The sequence below is a fragment of the Streptomyces sp. M2CJ-2 genome (assembly GCF_016757295.1).
Taxonomy (GTDB): Bacteria; Actinomycetota; Actinomycetes; order Streptomycetales; family Streptomycetaceae; genus Streptomyces.
This window is the reverse complement of record NZ_JAESIF010000016.1, coordinates 107,389-130,158: the sequence shown is the minus strand read 5'-3', so window position 1 is coordinate 130,158 and position 22,770 is coordinate 107,389. Positions and strand designations below refer to the sequence as shown.

At 71.0% G+C, this 22,770-nt stretch carries 21 protein-coding genes; 9 read left to right on the top strand and 12 right to left on the bottom strand.

Annotation, left to right across the window (positions count from 1 at the left end; genetic code table 11):
• Positions 1 to 70 precede the first annotated feature (70 nt).
• Positions 71 to 2,626, bottom strand: a complete 2,556-nt coding sequence (locus JL475_RS15515; RefSeq protein WP_202278307.1) for an FHA domain-containing protein — start codon at positions 2,624 to 2,626, stop codon at positions 71 to 73.
• Positions 2,627 to 2,868: 242 nt separating this feature from the next.
• Between JL475_RS15515 and JL475_RS15510 the strand changes: the two genes are divergently transcribed.
• Both JL475_RS15510 and serB read left to right on the top strand, forming a co-directional pair.
• A complete protein-coding gene (locus tag JL475_RS15510) occupies positions 2,869 to 4,869 on the top strand; it encodes a streptophobe family protein (protein ID WP_202278290.1) in 2,001 nt (666 codons plus the stop codon).
• A 94-nt stretch (positions 4,870 to 4,963) separates the two neighbouring features.
• Complete coding sequence (gene serB, locus JL475_RS15505) at positions 4,964 to 6,172, top strand: phosphoserine phosphatase SerB (RefSeq protein WP_202278289.1); 1,209 nt, start codon at positions 4,964 to 4,966, stop codon at positions 6,170 to 6,172.
• Between the two features lie 88 nt (positions 6,173 to 6,260).
• Here the strand turns inward: serB and JL475_RS15500 are convergent, their stop codons facing one another.
• From JL475_RS15500 to JL475_RS15490, 4 genes are all read right to left on the bottom strand, one after another.
• Positions 6,261 to 6,779 (bottom strand): histidine phosphatase family protein, encoded by a 519-nt coding sequence (locus tag JL475_RS15500; RefSeq protein ID WP_202278288.1) that lies wholly within the window; start codon positions 6,777 to 6,779, stop codon positions 6,261 to 6,263.
• A gap of 64 nt (positions 6,780 to 6,843) precedes the next feature.
• Complete coding sequence (locus tag JL475_RS15495; RefSeq protein WP_202278287.1) at positions 6,844 to 7,050, bottom strand: hypothetical protein; 207 nt, start codon at positions 7,048 to 7,050, stop codon at positions 6,844 to 6,846.
• A gap of 174 nt (positions 7,051 to 7,224) precedes the next feature.
• Entirely contained in the window at positions 7,225 to 7,341 is a 117-nt protein-coding gene (locus JL475_RS41190) for an SGM_5486 family transporter-associated protein (protein ID WP_272932931.1), read from the bottom strand.
• A gap of 58 nt (positions 7,342 to 7,399) precedes the next feature.
• On the bottom strand, positions 7,400 to 8,716 hold the full coding sequence (locus JL475_RS15490; RefSeq protein WP_202278286.1) for a CynX/NimT family MFS transporter: 1,317 nt from the start codon (positions 8,714 to 8,716) through the stop codon (positions 7,400 to 7,402).
• A gap of 76 nt (positions 8,717 to 8,792) precedes the next feature.
• On the opposite strand from JL475_RS15490, the gene JL475_RS15485 reads away from it, so the two are divergent.
• Positions 8,793 to 9,485: a FadR/GntR family transcriptional regulator gene (locus JL475_RS15485; protein ID WP_202278285.1), complete on the top strand. Its 693-nt coding sequence runs from the start codon at positions 8,793 to 8,795 to the stop codon at positions 9,483 to 9,485.
• Here JL475_RS15485 and JL475_RS15480 read toward each other — a convergent pair.
• The 3 genes from JL475_RS15480 to fabG form a co-directional block, all read right to left on the bottom strand.
• Positions 9,463 to 9,852 carry a hypothetical protein gene (locus JL475_RS15480; protein WP_202278284.1) on the bottom strand — a complete coding sequence of 130 codons (390 nt, stop codon included), beginning with the start codon at positions 9,850 to 9,852 and terminating at the stop codon, positions 9,463 to 9,465. The two genes, JL475_RS15485 and JL475_RS15480, sit on opposite strands and share 23 nt — an antisense overlap.
• Before the next feature lie 217 nt (positions 9,853 to 10,069).
• Positions 10,070 to 10,837 (bottom strand): enoyl-ACP reductase FabI, encoded by a 768-nt coding sequence (gene fabI, locus JL475_RS15475; RefSeq protein WP_202278283.1) that lies wholly within the window; start codon positions 10,835 to 10,837, stop codon positions 10,070 to 10,072.
• A 5-nt stretch (positions 10,838 to 10,842) separates the two neighbouring features.
• Complete coding sequence (fabG, locus tag JL475_RS15470; protein WP_202278282.1) at positions 10,843 to 11,547, bottom strand: 3-oxoacyl-[acyl-carrier-protein] reductase; 705 nt, start codon at positions 11,545 to 11,547, stop codon at positions 10,843 to 10,845.
• 277 nt (positions 11,548 to 11,824) lie between these two features.
• Here fabG and JL475_RS15465 point away from each other — a divergent pair, with 277 nt between their 5' ends.
• From JL475_RS15465 to tyrS, 3 genes are all read left to right on the top strand, one after another.
• On the top strand, positions 11,825 to 13,348 hold the full coding sequence (locus tag JL475_RS15465; RefSeq protein ID WP_202278281.1) for a TldD/PmbA family protein: 1,524 nt from the start codon (positions 11,825 to 11,827) through the stop codon (positions 13,346 to 13,348).
• A complete protein-coding gene (locus tag JL475_RS15460) occupies positions 13,345 to 14,766 on the top strand; it encodes a metallopeptidase TldD-related protein (RefSeq protein WP_202278280.1) in 1,422 nt (473 codons plus the stop codon). Before JL475_RS15465 ends, JL475_RS15460 begins: the two co-directional genes overlap by 4 nt.
• Before the next feature lie 81 nt (positions 14,767 to 14,847).
• Entirely contained in the window at positions 14,848 to 16,116 is a 1,269-nt protein-coding gene (gene tyrS, locus JL475_RS15455; RefSeq protein WP_202278279.1) for a tyrosine--tRNA ligase, read from the top strand.
• 85 nt (positions 16,117 to 16,201) lie between these two features.
• Here the strand turns inward: tyrS and JL475_RS15450 are convergent, their stop codons facing one another.
• Positions 16,202 to 16,483 (bottom strand): GlsB/YeaQ/YmgE family stress response membrane protein, encoded by a 282-nt coding sequence (locus tag JL475_RS15450; RefSeq protein ID WP_202278278.1) that lies wholly within the window; start codon positions 16,481 to 16,483, stop codon positions 16,202 to 16,204.
• A gap of 269 nt (positions 16,484 to 16,752) precedes the next feature.
• On the opposite strand from JL475_RS15450, the gene JL475_RS15445 reads away from it, so the two are divergent.
• Complete coding sequence (locus JL475_RS15445) at positions 16,753 to 17,160, top strand: DUF3099 domain-containing protein (protein WP_202278277.1); 408 nt, start codon at positions 16,753 to 16,755, stop codon at positions 17,158 to 17,160.
• A 264-nt stretch (positions 17,161 to 17,424) separates the two neighbouring features.
• Positions 17,425 to 17,649 carry a hypothetical protein gene (locus JL475_RS15440; RefSeq protein ID WP_109383225.1) on the top strand — a complete coding sequence of 75 codons (225 nt, stop codon included), beginning with the start codon at positions 17,425 to 17,427 and terminating at the stop codon, positions 17,647 to 17,649.
• Positions 17,650 to 17,694: 45 nt separating this feature from the next.
• Here JL475_RS15440 and moaA read toward each other — a convergent pair whose 3' ends face one another.
• The 3 genes from moaA to JL475_RS15425 all read right to left on the bottom strand — a co-directional run bounded on the left by moaA (position 17,695) and on the right by JL475_RS15425 (position 20,838).
• The gene (gene moaA / locus JL475_RS15435) at positions 17,695 to 18,684 is read right to left on the bottom strand and encodes a GTP 3',8-cyclase MoaA (protein ID WP_202278276.1); all 990 of its coding nucleotides are present in this window, start codon (positions 18,682 to 18,684) and stop codon (positions 17,695 to 17,697) included.
• A gap of 172 nt (positions 18,685 to 18,856) precedes the next feature.
• On the bottom strand, positions 18,857 to 20,485 hold the full coding sequence (locus tag JL475_RS15430; RefSeq protein ID WP_202278275.1) for a cation acetate symporter: 1,629 nt from the start codon (positions 20,483 to 20,485) through the stop codon (positions 18,857 to 18,859).
• Complete coding sequence (locus JL475_RS15425; protein ID WP_202278274.1) at positions 20,482 to 20,838, bottom strand: DUF485 domain-containing protein; 357 nt, start codon at positions 20,836 to 20,838, stop codon at positions 20,482 to 20,484. The genes JL475_RS15430 and JL475_RS15425 overlap by 4 nt, the downstream gene beginning before the upstream one ends.
• Before the next feature lie 273 nt (positions 20,839 to 21,111).
• Here JL475_RS15425 and JL475_RS15420 point away from each other — a divergent pair, with 273 nt between their 5' ends.
• A complete protein-coding gene (locus tag JL475_RS15420; RefSeq protein WP_202278273.1) occupies positions 21,112 to 22,647 on the top strand; it encodes a S8 family serine peptidase in 1,536 nt (511 codons plus the stop codon).
• The last annotated feature ends 123 nt before the right edge of the window (positions 22,648 to 22,770 follow it).

The window sequence follows — 22,770 nt, the reverse complement described above, 5'->3', positions numbered from 1 at the left end:
CCTGACGGGGTGCCGCCCTTCGGGGCGTACGGCGCGCGAACGGCCGCGCCGGTTGCTTGCGTCACCGGCGTTACTTGCGCATGACCTCGGGCTCGTGGCGGCGCAGGAAGCGGGCCACGAAGAAGCCGCAGATCACGCCGAGGGCGATGAGCGCGCCCATGTCCATGAACCAGGCTCCCGCCGTGTGCTCCCACAGCGGGTCGGGGTCGCCCGCGGTCTCCGGCGGACTGATCTTGTTGAAGTCCAGCGTGGCACCGGAGGCGGCGACCGCCCAGCGCGACGGCATCAGGAACGAGAACTGGTTGACGCCGATCGAGCCGTGCAACGCGAACAGACAGCCGGTGAAGACGACCTGGACGATCGCGAACATCACCAGCAGCGGCATGGTCTTCTCGGCGGTCTTCACCAGCGAGGAGATGATCAGGCCGAACATCATCGAGGTGAAGCCGAGCGCCATGATCGGGATGGACAGCTCCAGCAGCGTGAAACCGCCGAGGACCAGCCCCTCCTCGGGGAGCTCCCGGTTGGAGAAGCCGATGATGCCGACCATCAGGCCCTGCAGCACGGTGATCATGCCGAGCACGAACACCTTGGACATCAGGTACGCCGAGCGGGACAGGCCGGTCGCGCGTTCCCGCTCGTAGATGACCCGTTCCTTGATCAGCTCACGTACGGAGTTCGCGGCGCCGGCGAAGCAGGCGCCGACCGCGAGGATCAGCAGGACCGTGGTCGCCGTGCCGTTCGGGATGATCCGGCCGGTCTGCGGGTCGGGCGGGTTCGGCAGCAGACCCTTGTCGGCCTCGATGAGCAGGCTGACCGCGCCGAGGACGGCCGGCAGGATCACCGTCAGGGCGAGGAACCCCTTGTCGGAGACGATCACCGAGATGTAGCGGCGCACCAGGGTGGTGAACTGTGACATCCAGCCCTGCGGCTTCGGCGGCTTCATCGCCTGCATCGCCGGGACCTGTACGGACTGCGGCGCGACCGCGTCGATGTCCGCCGCGTACATCTGGTAGTGCTGCGAGCCCTTCCAGCGGCCCGCCCAGTCGTAGTCGCGGTAGTTCTCGAAGGCGGAGAAGACGTCGGCCCAGGTGTCGTAGCCGAAGAAGTTCAGCGCCTCCTCGGGCGGACCGAAGTAGGCGACCGAGCCGCCGGGCGCCATCACCAGGAGCTTGTCGCAGATCGCCAGCTCGGCCACCGAGTGGGTGACGACGAGGACGGTGCGCCCGTCGTCGGCGAGCCCGCGCAGCAGCTGCATGACGTCGCGGTCCATGCCCGGGTCGAGGCCCGACGTCGGCTCGTCGAGGAAGATCAGCGACGGCTTGGTGAGCAGTTCCAGCGCCACCGAGACCCGTTTGCGCTGGCCGCCGGAGAGCGACGTGACCTTCTTGTCCTTGTGGATGTCCAGCTTCAGCTCGCGCAGCACCTCGTCGATGCGGGCGTCGCGCTCGGCGGCCGTGGTGTCGGCCGGGAAGCGGAGCTTGGCCGCGTACCCGAGGGCCTTCTTGACGGACAGTTCCTTGTGCAGGATGTCGTCCTGCGGAACCAGGCCGATGCGCTGGCGCAGTTCGGCGAACTGCTTGTAGAGGTTCCGGTTGTCGTAGAGGACCTCGCCCTGGTCGGCGGGCCGGTACCCGGTGAGCGCCTTGAGCAGGGTGGACTTGCCGGAGCCGGACGGGCCGATGACCGCGATCAGCGACTTCTCCGGGACGCCGAAGGAGACGTCCTTGAGGATCTGCTTGCCGCCGTCGACCGTGACGGTGAGGTGGCGGGCCGAGAAGGACACCTCACCGGTGTCGACGAACTCCTCGAGCCGGTCGCCGACGATCCGGAACGTCGAGTGGCCGACGCCCACGATGTCGGTCGGGCCGAGCAGCTGTGTGCCGCCCTTGGCGATCGGCACACCGTTGACGTAGGTGCCGTTGTGCGAGCCCAGGTCGCGGATCTCCATGCGGCCGTCGGGCGTCGAGTGGAACTCGGCGTGGTTGCGGGAGACCTGCAGGTCGGAGACGACCAGGTCGTTCTCCAGAGCACGGCCGATACGCATCACGCGGCCGAACGAGAACTGGTGGAACGTGGTCGGACTGCGGTCGCCGTACACCGGCGGCGCCCCCGCTGCGCCACCGGGGCCCTGCTGCTGCGGGACGTACGGCGCGGACTGCTGCTGCGGCACCGGCTGTTGCGGCTGTGCCTGCTGCTGCCAGCCGGCCTGCGCGGACTGCTGCTGATGCATCTGCTGCTGCCCCTGCTGGACCCAGCCCGGGACCGCCCCCTGCACCCCCTGTGCCGCGTACGGCTGTTGCGGCTGCTGCTGCGGCGGGGTGGCCTGGGCCGCGGCGCCGGACAGGGTCACCCGCGGCCCGTCGGTCGCGTTGCCCAGGTGCAGCGCCGTACCGGAACCGATCTCCAGATGATGGATCCGCTGCCCCTGCACGAACGTGCCGTTGGTGCTGCCGTGGTCCTCGACGACCCAACTGCGGCCGTTGAAGCTGATCGTGGCGTGTCGCCAGGACACCCTGGCGTCGTCCACCACGACGTCCCCCTGCGGATCGCGTCCCAGGGTGTAGGACCTGGACGGATCGAGCGTCCAGGTCCGTCCGTTTGATTCCAGTACGAGTTCCGGCACTCCATGCCCCACTGAGTTGTCCCCCGAATTTCCCCCGTCGCAGGGAGTCTAGGGATGTCGAACATCGGGGGGAACTATTTCAGGCTCGGCCGCCGAACCGGAAGCCGGGCCGTGGGAAGGGGGCTCTCGGACACTTTCCGTGCTCCCGTCGGCGGGGTTGAAACCGGGCCGGGGAGTGGTAATCCACCCGAGGGGGACATGCGCGGCCACCGTGTGCCGCGCCGCGGATCGGGGGGTCTGCCATGAGCGCTGCCACGGGCGTCGGTACCGCGGGGCACGGCACGCGCGTGCCGTGGGTGGATGTCGTGGTGTCCGCGGTCGCCGCGGTGAGCTGGGCGCTGATCGGGATGGCGGGGACGGCGGCGCTCGGGCTGCTTCTGCTGGACGCGGACTCGGCGGGTTCGCCGGGGCCGATGACGGCCGCGGTGGTGGCGTCGGCGGCCGGCGGCTCGGTCACGCCGTCCGTCGAGGTGTCGGCGTTCGGGCTGGCGGGTGCGGAGGCGAGTACGGCCGTCGGGGTCACGCCGCTGGGGGTGAGCCTGGTGGGCGCGTTGCTGCTGTCGTCCGTCTTCCTGCGGTCGCTGCGGGCTGCGGGCGACGTTCTGTCCCCGGCCGAACTCGCCGCACGCGTCGGCGCGGTCGTGACGCTCTTCGTGGGGATGACGGGTGGCCTGGTGTGGGCGGGCCACGGCGTCGTCACCGTCGACGGGGAGGCGCTGGGCCCGGACGGGTGGCCGGGCGTCGGCGGGGGCGACGGCGGGATCGAGATCCCGGGGCTGGGTGATGTCGGGGGTCTGCTGCCGGAGCGGATCGGTGATGTCGTCGACGCGAAGGCCGCGGTCGGGTTCACCGTCGACACCGTGCCGACGCTGCTCGGCGGCCTGGGCTGGTCGGTCGGCGTCCTGGTCGTCGCGTTGCTGGCGTCCAGGCGCACTCCGCTGCCGCGCGGCTGGGACGTCCTGCACCGCGTCGTACGGCCCTCGGTGTCCGCCCTCGTCGTGGTGGGCCTGGTGGCGGTGGCGGCGGGGTACGCGGCGGCGGGGTACGCGGCGATCGGCGACGACCATCCCCGGCGGATCGCGGGAGCGGCCCTGCTGGGGGCGCCGAACGGGGTGTGGCTCGGCCTCCCGGTCGGGCTGTTCGTGCCGTGGGAGGGGCGGGCGACGGGGGCGCTGCTCGGCGTTCTGCCGCACCCCTTGGACGACCTGCTGCGGATGGACTCCGGCCGGCCGGTCGCCCTGGCCCGGCTGGCCGGGTTCGACGGGCGGGTGTGGCTGCTGGGGGTGGCGGCCGCGGTGACGATGCTGCTGGCCGGTGTGCTGGTGGCGGCGCGGACACCGCCGGGGACGGCGGGGGGTGCGGGTGGTGCCGGTGGTGTACGGGAAGGGGGCGCCGCGGGTTTCGCCGGGCGGTGTGCGCTGCGGTTGGGTGTCGCGACGGCGTCGGCCCTGCCGCTGCTGGTGTGGCTGGCGGAGGTGTCGGTGGACGCCTCGCTGTCCGTGCTCGGCCTGGACGTGTTCGGTGCGGGCGTCGAACTGCGCGGTCATCTCGGCGTGGCACTGCTCCTGGGTGCCGTCTGGGGTGCGGGCGCGGGCGCGGCGGGGGCACTGCTGACATGGGCGTGCGGGGCCGCGGGGCGGCGGGCGGCGCCATGGGCGCGGGTCGCGGCCGGGAGCCCGGGGTACGCCGGGGGTGCCGCTGAACCGGGGGCCGGCACGAGGTCCGGGCCCCGACCTGCCGGGGCGGAGGTCGGGCCGTATGCGCCGGGGGTGCCGTATCGGCCACCGAATCCGGGGACGAATCCGTACCTGGTGGTGCCCGAGGAGCTGCGGGGGCGGCCGGAAGCCCGGCGGGGTGGTGCGGGGCGGTGGCCCGGCGCGCGGTCGGGGCACGCTCCCCCGCCGGAGCCCGATGACGCACGGCCGCCCGGTCCGCCGGCGGCACTCGGTGACATGCGGCCGCCCGGCCGTCCCCCGAGCGAGCCTGCCGGGGACGACGGCGTGCCGGACGACGGCGACGTCTCCGGCGCTCCGACCGTGATCCGTCCCGTCGGGCCGCCGCCGCCGGGGAGGGCTCCGCGCGGGCGGCCCGGGGGCGGAAGGTCCGGGCGTGGCGCCGGGCCGTCCACGGGGAAGCGCCCGTCACTGTGGCCGGACGAGGAGCCTCCGCCTCCGCCGCCCCCTCCCCCGGCGCCACGTCGCCCCGGCGGGGCCGGTGAGGCGGGCGGCGGCCAAGGCGCGTAAGGTCCGAGACACCTCGGCGACGCCGAGAGTTCGCTGTCCGCCAGACGGACCTCGGGCGCGCAGGGCACTGCGTGCCCGATACGGTAAGAACACCATGAACGCATCGCAGACCCCGGACGTTCCCACACTCCTTGTCAAGATCTTCGGCAAGGACCGGCCCGGTATCACCGCCGGTCTCCTGGACACCCTCGCCGCCTACTCCGTCGACGTGGTCGACATCGAGCAGGTCGTCACCCGTGGCCGGATCGTGCTGTGCGTGCTCGTCACCCAGCCGACGCAGAGCCTGGAGGGCAGTCTGCGGGCGACCGTCCACAACTGGGCCGATTCGATGAAGATGCAGGCGGAGATCATCTCCGGCATCGGCGACAACCGTCCGCGCGGGCTCGGCCGTTCCCTGGTCACCGTGCTGGGCCACCCCCTCACCGCCGAGACGGCGGCGGCGATCGCCGCGCGGATCACGAAGACCGGAGCCAACATCGACCGCGTCTTCCGGCTCGCCAAGTATCCGGTGACCGCGGTGGAGTTCGCGGTGTCCGGCGTGGAGACGGAACCGCTGCGCACCGCCCTGGTGACCGACGCGTCGAAGCTCGGGGTCGATGTCGCCGTGGTCGCGGCCGGTCTGCACCGCCGGGCCCAGCGCCTGGTCGTCATGGATGTGGACTCCACCCTCATCCAGGACGAGGTGATCGAACTCTTCGCCGCCCATGCCGGCTGCGAGGACAAGGTCGCCGAGGTGACCGAGGCGGCGATGCGCGGGGAGCTGGACTTCGAGGAGTCGCTGCACGCGCGGGTGCGGCTGCTGGCGGGGCTGGACGCCTCCGTGGTGGACAAGGTGCGCAGCGAGGTGCGGCTGACACCGGGTGCCCGCACCCTGGTCCGCACGCTGAAGCGGCTCGGCTACCAGGTGGGCGTGGTCTCCGGGGGGTTCACCCAGGTCACGGACGATCTGAAGGAGCGGCTGGCGTTGGACTTCGCCCATGCCAACACCCTGGAGATCGTCGACGGAAAGCTGACCGGTCGGGTCACGGGCGAGATCGTGGACCGGCCGGGCAAGGCGCGGCTGCTGCGCCGGTTCGCGGCCGAGGCGGGCGTCCCGCTGTCGCAGACCGTGGCGATCGGCGACGGCGCGAATGACCTGGACATGCTCAACTCGGCGGGTCTCGGCGTCGCGTTCAACGCCAAGCCGGTGGTGCGCCAGGCGGCCCACACCGCGGTGAACTTCCCCTTCCTGGACACGGTCCTGTATCTGCTGGGCATTACGCGCGAAGAGGTCGAGGCGGCGGACATCCTCGACCTGGACTGAGCCACGCGCGGGCCCGCGGCATCCGGTTCACGGCGGTGCGGGGCCCGGCGCCGGACCGGTGCCGGGCCCCGCTGTCATGGTGTGTGGGTCACTCGCTGGGTGCCCAGTAGTCGAGCAGGGTGGCGACCCCGGGCTCGAGGGACTTCCAGGAGCCGGTGAAGGACAGCACGGCGAAGGCGGCGGCGGGGTAGCCACGACGGCTCATCCGCTCACCCGCGTCTCCCTCGGCCGCACCGGAGAGGATCTCGGCGGCTCCCTGGACGCCGGGATTGTGGCCGACCAGAAGCACGTTCTGCGCGTCGTCGGGGGTTTCGTTCAGCAGGGTGATCAGCTCACCGGGCGAGGCCTCGTAGATCCGCTCCTCGTAGACGGTCTTCGGGCGCTGTGGAAACTCGTGCACCGCGAGTTTCCACGTTTCCCGGGTCCTGGTCGAGGTGGAGCAGAGGGCCAGATCGAACGCGATGGCGGAGTCGGCGAGCTTGCGTCCGGCGACTGCGGCGTCCATCCTGCCGCGCTCGGCGAGCGGGCGCTCATGATCGGCCACTGGTGGCCAGTCGGCCTTCGCATGCCGGAAAAGGACAATCCTGCGGGGTTCTGCGACGCTCATGTGCCCCAGCTTCGCATGAAACAGGCCATGTGGCGCGGGTAGTTGACGGCCACTTCCGGGACGCTCAGCGGGTTATGAGCTGCTGAGCACGCTCGAGGAGGTGGGTGATCCCGGGCTCGGCGGTCGCCACGTGCGCGTCGGCGGGGTTCAGGATCAGCGCGAGCAGCGTGACGAAGGCGAGCGTGGGCAGGGCGAGGGCCCACCACGGCAGCCGGCTGTCGACGTCGCCCCGGAGGGCCGGGTGGGGCCGGGTGTGGGTGCGCGCCGACATGGGAGCCTCCGCTCTTCGAGTGTTCCGTGCCGCGTCTCGCGGCCACATCTCGAAGGTATGTACTCCTCGGCCCTCAGCCCATCCGGTGACCCACCCACTTGACCCTGAGCCTGGCCCCCTAGGGGACAGGGGGGCCAGCACCATGGCCCCCGGACAGGGCCGGCGCCGGAGGTGTCACGGCGCGAGGATGCTCGCGATCACACCGATGACGATGAAGATGGCGAAGAACGCTCCGAAGACGAGCAGCAGCTTCTTCTGGCCGTTCTGCGGGTTCGGGTCGAGGACTGGCATGGGGCAAGTCTCGCACCCGCCGGCCCCGCGGCGCGCCCCGGGGTCGGGCGGAGCGGGCTCAGCGAGCCACCGCCTCGTCCTCCACCGTGCGGTCGCGGCCCGCCAGGACTCCGGCGATCGTCTGCGGGATCATCAGGCCGGCCAGGAGCGCGAGCGGCAGGCCCCAGCCACCGCTGTGCTGGTAGAGCACGCCCACCAGGAGGGGGCCCGGGATGGAGATCAGATAGCCGGTGCTCTGGGCGAAGGCCGACAGCTTGGCCACGCCCGCGCCGGACCTGGCCCGCATCCCGACCATGGTGAGCGCGAGGGGGAAGGCGCAGTTGGCGATGCCCAGCAGCAGCACCCAGACCAGGGCGCCGGCGGCCGGTGCGAAGTACAGACCCGCGTAGCCGACCAGGCCGCACACGCCGAGCACGAGCACGATCGGGCCCTGCTGGGGCAGGCGCGTGGCGAGGCGCGGGATGACGAAGGCGAGCGGCACGCCCATCACCATGATGAACGCGAGCAGCAGCCCGGCCGTGCTCGCGGGCACGCCCGCGTCCCGGAAGATCTGCGGCATCCAGCCCATGGTGATGTAGGCGACGGTCGCCTGGAGCCCGAAGAAGACGGCCAGCGCCCAGGCGGTCCGGCTGCGGGCGATGCGCACCTCGGACGCCGCCGCACCTGCCGACGACGGTCCGCCGGGCGCGGGGGCCCGCTCGGCCGGTGGTCCGCCCCGCTTCCCCGCGAACGGGATCCAGGGCAGTACGGCGGCCGCGGCGAGCGCCGCCCACAGGGCGAGTCCCGTCTGCCAGTTCCCGCCCAGTGCCTCGGTCAGCGGCACGGTCACCGCGGCGGCCGAGGCCGTGCCCAGGGCGAGGGCCATGGAGTACAGGCCGGTCATGGAGCCGACCCGGTCCGGGAACCACTGCTTGACGATGACCGGCATCAGGACGTTGCTGACGGCGATACCCATGAGCGCGAGGGCGCTGGCGGCCAGGAAACCCGCCGTGCCTCCCGTGAACGGGCGTATCAGCAGGCCCGCGCCGATGGCGACCATGCCGGCGCACACCACCGCACCCGCTCCGAAACGACGGGCCAGCCGCGGGGCGGTGACGCCGAAGACGGCGAAGCACAGCGGGGGCACGGAGGTGAGCAGCCCGGCCACGCTGCCGCTCATGGCGAGGTCGGTCCGGACCTCCTCGAGCAGTGCGCCGAGGCTGGTGATGGCGGGACGGAGGTTCAGCGCCGCCAGCACGATGCCGACGACGAGCAGCCGGATCGTCCACGCGCGCGGGGCGGTACCCCCGGTCTCCCGGAGTTCGGACGGAGCCGCCGTGCGTGCGGTCGTGGACTTGAGTGTCCGGGTTTCCTCACCAGCCATGAGAGACATCATAGAATCATGGGATGATTGGTTGTCCATGCCGAGACTGCCGTCCGGTGTCGGCACCCGTGCCGTGCAGAGGTGTGTCATGCCCCTGAGCCATCCCCGTCGTTCTGCGCTGTCCGAGCAGGTCATCGCCACTCTGCGCGCCCAGATCACCTCGGGCGAGTGGCCGGTCGGCTCCCGCATCCCGACCGAGCCGGAGCTGGTCGAGCAGCTCGGGGTGGCACGCAACACAGTCCGCGAGGCCGTGCGCGCGCTGGCGCACAACGGACTGCTCGACATCCGTCAGGGCTCGGGCACGTATGTCGTCACCACGAGCGAGCTGGCCGGGGTGATGCAGCGCCGTTTCGCCGGCGCCGACCGCGGGCACGTCGCGGAACTGCGCTCCGCCCTGGAGTCGTCCGCGGCGCGGCTGGCCGCCGAGCGGCGCACCGAGAGGGACCTCAGACAGCTCGACACCCTGCTGCTGCGCCGTGAGGAGGCCTGGGAGTCGGGTGCGGCGGAGCAGTTCGTGGCGGCGGACACGACGTTCCACCTGGCCGTCGTGGCGGCGTCGCACAACGACGTGCTGACCGCGCTGTACGCGGACCTGAGCGAGGTGCTGCGGGACTGGCTGCGCGACGACGTCGGCCGGGGGCTGACCCCGGAGACCCACCTGGACCACTCACGGCTGCTGGACGCGATCCGCGCGGGCGACACGGCGACGGCGGCCGAGGAGGCCGCCGCCCACTCGATGATGTGCCGTCCGGGGCGGTTCAGTCCGCCTTCCGGTGGCTGATCCACGCGGCCCGGACCTCCTTCCAGCAGCGGCCGGTCAGCTGCACGGTCTGTGCGGGTGCGGCGGCCACCGGGGCGCTGTCACTGTCGAGGTCCCACCATTGGAGGCACTCGATGTGCAGGCTCACGTGGTCGGTGTCCGGATAGGGGTTGTGGCAGTACGCGGTCACCCGGGAGCCGTCGGCCCCGATCCGGCAGGCGGCTCCGAACGGATCGTCGGACCCCGCGCCGCCGGACCCGGCGTCGGCCGACCGCACGCGCGTGTGCGACACCGTCTCGTGCGGCACCGCCTCGTACGCCAGGGCGGGCACGAGAGCGGTGCCGAGGGCGACGGTGAAGGTCACTGAGGCCAGGCGGTGAAAGCGCACAAGGGGGACCTCCTCGGCCGTGCTGGGAGGGAGATCGAGCGGGGATCAGGCAGGGATCACGCGGTGTCCGCGTGCTCACGGTGACCTGTTGCTCCACAGTGCCCCGTCGGCGCCGCACACCGCCCGCGCTGCTGGGCCGAACGGGTGATGCGGTGAGGGCCCGCACCCTTCCCGGGTGCGGGCCCTCACCGGCCGCTTCGGGCCGGGTCGGCAGTGCTCAGGCGCCGATGGCGTGCAGACCGCCGTCCACGTGGACGATCTCGCCGGTGGTCTTCGGGAACCAGTCGCTCAGCAGGGCGACGACGCCGCGGCCGGCCGGCTCCGGGTCCTTCAGGTCCCACTCCAGCGGGGCCCGGGTGTCCCACACGGAGGCCAGCTCGCTGAAGCCCGGGATGGACTTGGCGGCCATGGAACCGAGCGGGCCCGCCGAGATCAGGTTGCAGCGGATGTTCTGCTTGCCCAGGTCGCGGGCCATGTAACGGCTGGTCGCCTCCAGGGCGGCCTTGGCCGGGCCCATCCAGTCGTACTGCGGCCAGGCGTACTGCGCGTCGAAGGTGAGGCCGACGACGGAGCCGCCGTTCTGCATCAGCGGCAGGCAGGCCATGGTCAACGACTTCAGGGAGAAGGCCGAGACGTGCATGGCCGTGGCGACCGACTCGAACGGCGTGTTGAGGAAGTTGCCGCCGAGCGCGTCCTGCGGCGCGAAGCCGATGGAGTGCACGACGCCGTCGAGGCCGCCGAGCTCCTCGCCCACGACGTCCGCGAGACGGCCCAGGTGCTCGTCGTTGGTCACGTCGAGCTCGATGACCTTGGCGGGCTTGGGGAGCTTCTTGGCGATGCGCTCGGTCAGGGTGGGCCGCGGGAACGCGGTCAGGATGATCTCGGCGCCCTGCTCCTGTGCCAGCTTGGCGGTGTGGAAAGCGATGGAGGACTCCAGCAGCACACCGGTGATCAGGACGCGCTTGCCCTCGAGAATTCCGCTCATGTCGTTCAGTGACCCATTCCCAGTCCGCCGTCAACGGGAATGACGGCTCCAGTGATGTACGAGGCGTCGTCCGAGGCGAGGAACCGCACGGCCGCGGCGATCTCCTCCGACTGCGCGTACCGGGCGAGCGGTACCTGCGCGAGGATCTTCGCCTGCTGCTCCTCGGTGAGCTCCCTGGTCATGTCGGTGTCGACGAAGCCGGGGGCGACGACGTTGAAGGTGATGTTGCGCGAGCCCAGCTCACGGGCGAGGGAACGCGCGAAACCGACCAGCGCGGCCTTGGAGGCGGCGTAGTTCGCCTGCCCGGCGGAACCGAGGAGCCCGACGACCGACGAGATGAGCACGACGCGGCCCTTCTTGGCCCGCAGCATGCCCCGGTTGGCGCGCTTGACGACGCGGAAGGTGCCGGTGAGGTTGGTGTCGACGACGGACGTGAAGTCCTCCTCCGACATCCGCATCAGCAGCTGGTCCTTGTTGATGCCGGCGTTGGCGACCAGCACCTCGACGGGACCGTGCGCTTCCTCGATCTCCTTGTAGGCCTGCTCCACCTGCTCGCTGTCGGTGATGTCGCACTTGACGGCGAGGAAGCCCTTGGGGGGCTCGCCCGAGCGGTACGTGATCGCGACCTTGTCACCGGCATCGGCGAACGCGCGGGCGATGGCGAGGCCGATCCCCCGGTTACCTCCGGTGACGAGAACCGAGCGGCTCAACGGATCACCCTTTCGATAGCGGTCTGGAGCCCCTGCGCGCGGCAGGCGCCTTCACCGAAAACCTATCGGTCCATCCGCTCCCCGGAGCAATCGGGCACCGACAGTGACACCGGGTCGCCACTGTCGGATCCCTACAGTCGACGGACTCGCAGACTCCCTTGGATCCGACCGCGGTCCCGGAGGCGTGCTGTCGGCTCTGATGCGTTGCAGGGGTCTCCGTGCGTGATTCACTGCCTTCGACGGTCAGCAGGCGAGCGCCCGAAGGGAACCCCCACTCGTGCCCCATGAAGTCGATCAGTCGTTCCTGGCGCTGCCACTGCGCGCCCTCGCCGATGCCGCGCTGGCCCGCGCGCGGGCGCTCGGGGCGGAGCACGCGGACTTCCGTCTGGAGCGGGTGCGCAGCGCGTCCTGGCGGCTGCGGGACGCCAAGCCGGCCGGGTCGTCGGACACCACCGACCTCGGGTACGCGGTGCGCGTGGTGCACGGCGGGACATGGGGGTTCGCCTCCGGGGTGGACCTCACCCTGGACGCCGCCGCCAAGGTCGCCTCGCAGGCCGTGGCGATGGCTCAGCTGTCGGCGCAGGTGATCCGGGCGGCCGGGTCCCAGGAGAGGGTCGAACTCGCCGACGAGCCCGTGTACGCCGACCGGACGTGGGTCTCCTCGTACGAGATCGATCCGTTCACCGTGCCCGACGCGGAGAAGGCCGGGCTGCTGGGCGAGTGGAGTGCGCGGCTGCTGGCTGCGCGCGGGGTGGACCATGTGGACGCCTCGCTGCTGACCGTGCACGAGAACAAGTTCTACGCCGACACGGCCGGGACCACGACCACCCAGCAGCGGGTGCGGCTGCATCCGGTGTTCACGGCCGTGTCGGTGGACGAGTCGAGCGGGGAGTTCGACTCCATGCGCACCCTCGCGCCGCCCGTCGGCCGCGGCTGGGAGTACCTGAGGGGCACCGGATGGGACTGGGACGACGAGCTGGAGCGGATGCCCGAGCTGCTCGCCGAGAAGATGCGGGCGCCCAGCGTGGAGCCGGGCCTGTACGACCTGGTCGTCGACCCGTCCAACCTGTGGCTGACCATCCACGAGTCCATCGGGCACGCCACCGAACTGGACCGGGCCCTCGGCTACGAGGCGGCCTACGCGGGCACCTCGTTCGCCACCTTCGACCAGCTGGGGAAGCTGAAGTACGGCTCGGAACTGATGAACGTCACGGGCGACCGCACCGCCGAGCACGGTCTGGCGACCGTCGGCTACGACGACGAGGGCGTCGAGGCGCAGTCCTGGGACCTGGTGAGGGACGGCACGCTGGTCGGCTACCAGCTGGACCGGCGGATCGCGAGGCTGACCGGGTTCGAGCGGTCCAACGGGTGCGCGTTCGCGGACTCCCCCGGGCATGTCCCGGTGCAGCGCATGGCCAACGTGTCGCTGCGGCCCGACCCCGCCGGGATGTCGACCGAGGATCTGATCGGGGGCGTGGACCGGGGCATCTACGTCGTCGGTGACCGGTCGTGGAGCATCGACATGCAGCGGTACAACTTCCAGTTCACCGGGCAGCGCTTCTTCCGGATCGAGAACGGGCGGCTCACCGGGCAGGTGCGGGACGTGGCCTACCAGGCGACGACCACCGACTTCTGGGGTTCCATGACGGCGGTCGGCGGCCCGCAGACGTACGTCCTCGGGGGCGCCTTCAACTGCGGCAAGGCCCAGCCGGGGCAGGTCGCGGCGGTCTCGCACGGCTGCCCGTCCGCCCTCTTCAAGGGAGTCGGCATTCTCAACACCACTCAGGAGGCGGGGCGATGAGCGCTCGTACCACCAAGCCGCACGAGCTCGTCGAGCGTGCTCTGGAGCTGTCCCGGGCCGACGGCTGTGTCGTGATCGCCGACGAGCAGTCGACCGCCAACCTGCGCTGGGCGGGCAACTCGCTCACCACGAACGGTGTCACGCGCGGGCGCACGCTCACCGTCATCGCGACGGTGGACGGCCGGGAGGGCACGGCGTCCGGCGTCGTGTCCCGGTCCGCGGTGACCGTCGACGAACTGGAGCCTTTGGTACGGGCCGCCGAGGCCGCCGCGCGGGGCGCCGGGCCGGCCGAGGACGCCCGGCCGCTGGTCACGGGAGCGGCGGGGACGGCCGAATCCTCCGGGTCCCCTGGGTCCCCCGATTTCACCGAGGCCCCCGCACAGACCTCCTCCGCCGTGTTCGCCGACTTCGCACCGGCCCTCGGTGAGGCGTTCGCCCGCGCGCGGGCGGGCGGTCGGGAGCTGTACGGCTTCGCCAACCACGAACTGGTCTCCAGTTACCTCGGTACGTCCACGGGGCTGCGGCTGCGGCACGACCAGCCGAGCGGGACGCTGGAGCTGAACGCCAAGTCCCCGGACCGTACGCGCTCGGCGTGGGCGGGCCGCGCCACACGGGACTTCAAGGACGTCGACCCGGGGGCGCTCGACGCCGAGCTGGCCGTGCGGCTGGGCTGGGCCGAGCGGCGGCTCGAACTGCCCGCGGGCCGGTACGAGACGCTGCTGCCGCCGACCGCCGTCGCGGACCTGCTGGTCTACCAGCTGTGGTCGGCCTCGGGCCGGGACGCGGCCGAGGGCCGCACGGTCTTCTCCAAGCCGGGCGGCGGCACCCGGATCGGTGAGCGGCTGTCCGGGCTGCCGCTGACCCTGCGCAGCGATCCGGACGAGCCGGGTCTGGAGTCGGCGCCCTTCGTGATCGCGCACTCCTCCGGGGGCGACCAGTCGGTGTTCGACAACGGGCTGCCGCTGACGGCCACGGAGTGGATCCGCGAGGGCGAGCTGACGCGCCTGACCACCAGCCGGCACGGCGCGGACCTGACCGGGCTGCCCGTGGCACCGGGGATCGACAACCTGATCCTCGACGGGGGCGAGGACCGCTCCCTGGAGGAGATGGTCTCCGCCACCGGGCGCGGGTTGCTGCTGACCTGCCTGTGGTACATCCGCGAGGTGGACCCGGCGACGCTGCTGCTCACCGGTCTGACCCGGGACGGCGTCTACCTCGTCGAGAACGGCGAGGTCATCGGCGAGGTCAACAACTTCCGGTTCAACGAGTCGCCGGTGGACGTACTGGGCCGTGCCACGGAGGCGGGGCGTACCGAGAGGACGCTGCCCCGGGAGTGGGGCGACTGGTTCACCAGGGCCGCGATGCCGCCGTTGCGCGTCCCCGATTTCAATATGAGTTCTGTCAGCCAGGGCGTATAACCTCGTAGGCGTTCGCCATCGGCGGTCACCCGACCGGCCGAGGATCGGCGGACCGAAGATCACCGAGGAGACACGAGAACCGTGACGGACATCGTCGACGAGCTGAAGTGGCGCGGGCTGTTCGCCCAGTCCACCGACGAGGACGCTTTGCGCAAGACGCTCGCGGACGGTCCCGTCACGTTCTATTGCGGCTTCGACCCGACCGCGCCGTCACTGCACGTGGGGCACCTGGTGCAGGTGCTCACCCTGCGCCGGATGCAGCAGGCCGGTCACCGGCCGCTGGCGCTGGTCGGCGGGGCCACGGGCCAGATCGGCGACCCCCGCCCGACCGCCGAGCGCACGCTGAACGACCCGGCGACCGTCGCCGGGTGGGTCGAGCGGCTGCGCGGCCAGATCGAGCCGTTCCTGTCCTTCGAGGGCGAGAACGCGGCCGAGATGGTCAACAACCTCGACTGGACGCAGAACCTCTCCGCCATCGAGTTCCTGCGGGACATCGGCAAGCACTTCCGCGTCAACAAGATGCTGACCAAGGACTCGGTCGCCCGGCGTCTGGAGTCCTCCGAGGGCATCAGTTACACGGAGTTCAGCTACCAGCTGCTCCAGGCGATGGACTTCCTCCAGCTGTACCGGCGCCACGGCTGCACGATGCAGCAGGGCGGCAGCGACCAGTGGGGCAACCTCACGGCGGGCCTGGACCTGCTGCACCGGCTGGAGCCGGACGCCGCCGTCCACGCCTACGCCACGCCGCTGATGACGAAGGCGGACGGCACCAAGTTCGGCAAGACCGAGGGCGGCGCCGTCTGGCTCGACCCGGAGATGACCACGCCGTACGCGTTCTACCAGTTCTGGCTGAACACGGACGACCGGGACGTCTCGGGCTACCTGCGGATCCTGTCCTTCAAGTCCCGCGAGGAGCTGGAGGAGCTGGAGCGGCAGACGGCGGAGCGTCCGCAGGCCCGTGCCGCCCAGCGCGCCCTGGCCGAGGAGCTGACGACCCTGGTGCACGGCGCCGACCAGACGGCCGCCGTGATCGCCGCGTCGAAGGCGCTGTTCGGTCAGGGTGAGCTGGCGGAGCTGGACGACCGCACGCTGGCGGCGGCCCTCTCCGAGGTGCCGCACGTCAAGGTGACCGAGCTCGGTCCGGTCGTCGACCTGTTCGCCGAGGTCGGCCTGGTGGCGAGCAAGTCGGCCGCGCGGCGCACGGTCAAGGAGGGCGGCGCCTACGTGAACAACGTCAAGGTCGCCGCAGAGGACGCCGTCCCCGCGAAGGAGGACCTGCTGCACGGGCGCTGGCTGGTGCTGCGCCGGGGCAAGAAGAACCTGGCGGCGGTGGAGGTCACGACCGCCTGATCCGTCGGCGTGCGGTCGTCCGCGTGTCCGACCGGGGCGAGCACCCTCGGACGGCACCGGGCGACCGCCTCGGCGGGCCCGGGCGTCAGACCCGCTGCTGTTTGCGCTTGCCCCGCATCTGCATGTAGAGCATGTCGACGAAGAAGACGATGACGATCGCCGCCACCAGTTGGAAGATGTGCCGGCCCCAGTCGATGCCCGGGGTCTCCGCGATACCGAAGCCGCGCGCGATCGCGTTGCCCGCGATGGCGCCGAGGATGCCGCAGATGGTGGTCAGCCACAGCGGGCTGTGCTGCTTGCCGGGGATGACCGCCTTGGCGATCAGGCCGAGCACGAATCCCACGATGATCGCCCACAACCAGCCCATGACTGCCTCCTGGTACGCCTAGACGCGAGCGTTACGGCCAGTGTCGGCCCGGACCCGTTACGCCGCATGTCGGACGTGCCGTACGCGCTTCGGGTCGGACAGGGTGGGCGGTCAGGGGACGGCGGACGGATCCGTGGCTCCGGGTGCCCCGGTCTCGTGGGCGGCGTGGGCGCGGCGTAACGTGGTCTTCGTGCGGGCCCGGTGCCCCGGCCGGTCCATGGGACGGCCAGGGGCGGGAAAAGTCCGATACGGGCGGATGGTGGAATGTGATGCGGAAGCAGCACGGCGGCAGCGTCCAGGTGTTCCGGATCACCGGGGCCAGGGCGGGCCTCCAGGACGATGTGCGTGCGCGGCAGCGCCGGTATGTGATCTCGATGACCGTTCGTACGATCTCGGTCATCCTCGCGGCGTCGCTCTGGAACGTGGAACGGCACGTCGCGATCGTGGCGCTGGTCCTCGGCATGCTGCTGCCGTACATCGCGGTGGTGATCGCCAACGCCGGGCGCGAGAACGCGCCGTCGCTGCCGTCGGCCTACCTGTCGACGCAGATGCGGACGGAGATCGAGTCGTCGCAGACGGACGGCGACACGGCGGAACCCGGGACGGAGGATGCGGTGACCGAGCCCACGCCCGAGCCGGCCTCCGGCGCACGGACGGAGCGGCCCGGGCCGTCATGACCTTCGGAACACGACCATGACCGGCCGGAACCGGAAGACGCTTCCCCGCCAAGCTCAAGAAAAGCTCAGATCAATCATGTTGTTCCGGTGCCGGGGGCGGGGTGACCCGTGACATACTTCGTACGCGCTCCGCATCCCCCGTCGGAGCGACGGACCGACGCCGGGCAGCTCCCCCCGTGGCTGCTCGGCGTCGCCTTTGTTCCGGGGGTGACAGATACTCCCGGCCGTTGCCACTGAGCCGGCCGGGTTAGGGTCGGCGGTGTGATGGACCCTGATCCCGAGACGCCGATCTGCTCCGCCAAGGGCTGCCGTGCCGCTGCCGTGTGGGTGCTCGCCTGGAACAACCCGAAGATCCACACGCCGGAGCGCCGTAAGACCTGGCTCGCGTGCGAGGAGCACCGGGAGCACCTGTCGCAGTTCCTCGGGGTGCGCGGGTTCCTGAAGGACGTGGTGCGCTTCGAGGAGTGGCGGGCGCCCGAAGAGGCGTAGTCCCGAGCCCTGCCCCGGCCTCCCAGCCCCGGCCCCTTCGGCGCCTCAGCCGCCGATGGCGGACATCGGGCGGTCGGGCTGCACGAACGTCGGGTCGTCGAGGCCGGCGCCCGCCTTCTTGCCCCACATGGCCAGCCGCCAGATCCGGGCGATCTCCTCGTCGGGCGCGTCGGAGCGCAGGGCCGCGCGCAGGTCCGTCTCCTCTGTGGCGAACAGGCAGGTGCGGATCTGTCCGTCGGCGGTGAGCCGGGTGCGGTCGCAGGCCGCGCAGAACGGGCGGGTGACGGAGGCGATGACGCCGACGCGGTGCGGGCCGCCGTCGACCAGCCAGCGCTCGGCCGGGGCGGAGCCGCGGGCCTCGGCGCCCTCGGGGGTCAGCTCGAAGCGGGTGCGCAGGGAGGCGAGGATGTCGCCGGCGGTGATCATGCCGTCGCGCTTCCAGCCGTGCTGGGCGTCCAGGGGCATCTGCTCGATGAAGCGCAGCTCGTAGCCGTGGTCCACGGCCCAGGCCAGCAGGTCGGGGGCCTCGTCGTCGTTGAGCCCCGGCATCAGGACCGAGTTGACCTTCACCGGGGTCAGGCCGGCCTCGCGGGCCGCGTACAGGCCGTCGATGACGTCCTGGTGGCGGTTGCGACGGGTGAGGGTCTTGAAGACGTCCGGGCGGAGCGTGTCGAGGGAGACGTTGACCCGGTCCAGGCCCGCCCCCTTCAGGGCCGCCGCGGTGCGCCCGAGGCCGATGCCGTTGGTGGTGAGGGAGGTCCGGGGGCGGGGTTCCAGGGCCGCGACCCGCTCGACGATGCCGACCAGGCCGGGGCGGAGCAGGGGTTCACCGCCGGTGAAGCGGACCTCCTCGATGCCGAGGGAGGTGACGGCGATGTCGATGAGGCGGACGATCTCGTCGTCCGTGAGCAGGTCGGGCTTGGCCAGCCACTGCAGGCCCTCCTCGGGCATGCAGTAGGTGCACCGCAGATTGCACCGGTCGGTCAGTGACACCCTCAGGTCGTTTGCCACTCGGCCGTACGTGTCGATGAGCACGTGGCCCCCTCCCTCGACTCGGATCACTCGGATCACGCGTACTCCGGCTCTCTGCGAGCCTACGTGACGGCACCGACAAGCACAGCGGCCCGGAGGCGACGGGATGTGCGACGGCCGCGTCGTGCGGGCCTCCGGAGAGGTCCGCACGACGCGGCCGGGCCGCCGGTGCGGGTCAGTGGGCGCCGGTGCCGGTCAGCGACCTGACCTCCAGCTCCGCGTACTTCTTGGCGTCCGGTTCCTCCTTGGACAGGACGGTACCGAGCCAGCCCATCAGGAAGCCGAACGGGATGGAGATGAGTCCCGGGTTCTTCAGCGGGAACCAGGAGAAGTCGACGTCGGGGAACATCGCGGTCGGGTCGCCGGAGACGACGGGCGAGAACAGCACCAGGCCGACGGCGACGATGAGACCGCCGTAGATCGACCACAGGGCGCCCTGGGTGGTGAACCGCTTCCAGAACAGGCTGTAGAGGATCGTCGGCAGGTTGGCGGACGCGGCGACCGCGAAGGCCAGCGCGACCAGACCGGCCACGTTCAGGTCGCGGGCGAGGGCGCCGAGCGCGATGGAGACGACGCCGATGAGGACGGTCGCCCAGCGGGCCGCCCTCATCTCCTCCTTCTCCGTGGCCTTCCCCTTGCGGATGACGTTGGCGTAGATGTCGTGCGCGAAGGAGGAGGACGAGGCGAGGGTGAGACCGGCGACCACGGCGAGGATCGTGGCGAAGGCGACCGCCGAGATGGTGGCGAGCAGGATCGCGCCCCAGGTCGAGTCGACGCCGCCCAGGTGCAGGGCGAGCAGCGGCGCGGCCGTGTTGCCGGACGGGTTGGAGGCGATGATCTCGTCCCGCGAGATCAGCGCGGCGGCGCCGAAGCCGAGGGCGATGGTCATCAGGTAGAAGCCGCCGATGATGCCGATGGCCCAGTTCACGGACTTACGGGCGGCCTTGGCGTTGGGCACCGTGTAGAAGCGGATCAGGATGTGCGGCAGACCGGCGGTGCCGAGCACCAGGGCGATGCCGAGGGAGATGAAGTCCAGCTTGGTGGTGCCGTTCGCGCCGTACTGCAGGCCGGGCTCCAGGAAGGCCGCGCCCGCGCCGCTGTTGTCGGCGGCCTTGCCCAGCAGGTCGGAGATGTTGAAGTTGAACTTCAGCAGCACCAGGAAGGTGATCAGGATGGTGCCGCCGATGAGCAGCACGGCCTTGATCATCTGCACCCAGGTGGTGCCCTTCATGCCGCCGATGGAGACGTAGACGATCATCAGGACGCCGACGAGGGCGACGATGAGGATCTTGCCGGCGTCGGAGGTGATGCCGAGCAGCAGCGAGACCAGGACGCCGGCGCCCGCCATCTGGGCCAGCAGGTAGAAGATCGACACCACGATGGTGGAGGTGCCGGCCGCGGTGCGCACGGGCCGCTGGCGCATGCGGTAGGCGAGGACGTCGCCCATCGTGTAGCGGCCTGAGTTCCGCAGCGGCTCGGCGACCAGGAGAAGGGCGACCAGCCAGGCGACCAGGAAGCCGATGGAGTAGAGGAAGCCGTCGTAGCCGAAGAGGGCGATGGCGCCCGCGATGCCGAGGAAGGACGCGGCCGACATGTAGTCGCCGGAGACCGCGAGTCCGTTCTGGAAGGCGCTGAACTGCCGTCCGCCCGCGTAGAAGTCGGCGGCGTCCTTGGTCTGCCGGCCCGCCCAGACGGTGATGCCGAGGGTCGCGACGACGAACAGCGCGAACAGCGTGATGATCAGTGCGCGGTGTTCGCTCGCCTCGTTCGCGGCGAGGGTGACGTGGGTGATCGCGGGGCTCATGCGCCGCCCTCCATACGGGTCTTGATGGCCTCGGCCTTGGGGTCGAGGTTGGTGGCGGCGTGCCGGGAGTACCACCACGCGATGAGGAACGTGGTGACGAACTGCAGGATCCCGAAGACGAGGGCGACGTTGATGTTGCCGAACAGCTCCGTGCCCATGAAGCCGCCCGCGTAGTTCGAGAGCAGCACGTACAGCAGGTACCAGAGGATGAAGCCGACGGTCAGGGGGAAGGCGAAGGAGCGGTGGGAGCGGCGCAGTTCACCGAACTCAGCGCTCTCCTGCACCGCGGTGAACTCCTCGGGCGTGGGGAGTTTGTGTTCCTCTGCTGAGGGGGATGGCGCTTCGGCGGCCACGGGGTCTCCTCGCGTTGCGGGTGCGGTTACGACGGAACGACGGGAACGGGGGCGAGTGTCCTCGTGCTCCCTGCACAACGTCACGGCGCCACGCGAGCACCGGTTCAACGGTCCGTGCTTTCTTTTCGGGGGACGTTTTCCGAAGTCGTTACGGCAAAACGTTGTTGCCCGGAGAGGGCGCGGGATAACTTCACCCTGCACCACCCGTCATGTCCCTGCCCGAGCACCACCTGTGCCTCGGGCGGTTTTGTTTCCGGATGATGTGGAGATCCCATGGCTCAGCTGCGTTCCAGACGCCGTCTCGCCCTCGCCGTTCCTGTCGTGCTGTCCCTGACCGCCTCGCTCGGCTTCCTGCCGGTGGCGGCGTCGGCGGCTCCGCAGGCGGCGCCGGCGGCGAAGCAGGCTACGGACGCGCCCGCCTTGGCGTATGTCGTCAACACCGAGGCGGACCACCGCACCATCGCGTCGGTGAAGAAGGCGATCGCCGCGGCCGGCGGGACCGTCGTGGTCACGTACGACAAGATCGGTGTGATCGTCGTCCACTCGGCGAACCCGGACTTCGGCAAGGAGATCCGCGCCGCGCGGGGAGTGCAGTCCGCCGGGGCCACCCGTACCGCGCCGCTGGCCCCGGCCGGGACGACCGACGTGGGCGCCGCCGACTACGTGACGGCCGCCGAGGCCGCGAGGACGAAGGCCGCCTCGGACAAGGTCCCCGGCAGCGAGCCCCTCGAGGCCGACCAGTGGGACCTGCGGGCGATCGGCGCCGACAAGGCCGCGCGGATCAACCCCGGCAGCCAGAAGGTGACCGTCGCCGTGATCGACACCGGCGTCGACGACACCCACGACGACCTCAAGGCGAACTTCTCCGCCGCCCAGTCGGCCAACTGCGTCGGCGGCAAGGCGGACACCAGCGAGGGCGCCTGGCGTCCGTACACGGACGACGACTACCACGGCACCCACGTGGCCGGTGAGATCGCCGCGGCCCGCAACGGCATCGGCGTCGCCGGTGTCGCGCCCGGCGTGAAGGTGTCCAGCATCAAGGTGAGCGACCCGGACAACGGTCTCTTCTACCCGGAGAACGTCGTCTGCGCCTTCGTGTTCGCCGCCGACCACGGCGTCGAGATCACGAACAACAGCTACTACGTGGACCCGTGGCTGTACAACTGCAAGGACGACCCCGACCAGAAGGCGATCGTCGACGCGGTCAACCGGGCCCAGCTGTACGCGCAGAAGAAGGGCACCCTGCACGTCGCCTCGGCCGGCAACTCCAACCACGACCTGGCCTCGGACGCGATCGACGACGCCTCCAGCCCGAACGACACCACTCCGGTCGAGCGCACCATCGACCCCTCCGAGTGCCTGGACCTGCCGACCCAGCTGCCGGGTGTGGTCACGGTCAGCGCGACCGGTGTGCACGACGCCAAGTCGTTCTACTCCACGTACGGCAACCGCGTGGTGGACGTCGCGGCACCGGGCGGCGACAGCCGCTACCAGCTGCCGGACACGCCGTCGAAGAACGGCCGCATCCTGTCCACCATGCCGAACAACCAGTACGCCTTCCTCCAGGGCACCTCGATGGCCGCGCCGCACGCCGCCGGTGTGGCCGCGCTGCTGAAGTCCAAGCACCCGTGGGCCTCCCCGGCCGCGCTGCAGGCGCTGCTGAAGGCGCAGGCGGACAACCCGGGCTGCCCGGCCTCCTACGACCAGGACGGCGACGGAGTGCAGGACGCGACCTGCGAGGGCGGCAAGCGGATCAACGGCTTCTACGGCTTCGGCATCGTCGACGCGCTGGACGCGGTGAAGCGGTAGGCGAAGCAGTAGCAGTGCAGTGGCAGTAGCAGTACCGCGCGGCCGTACCGCGTGATCTGTGAGAGGGAAGGGCCGGGCGATCCGCCCGGCCCTTCCGGTGTCCCGGGGTTCCCCCGGGTGGAT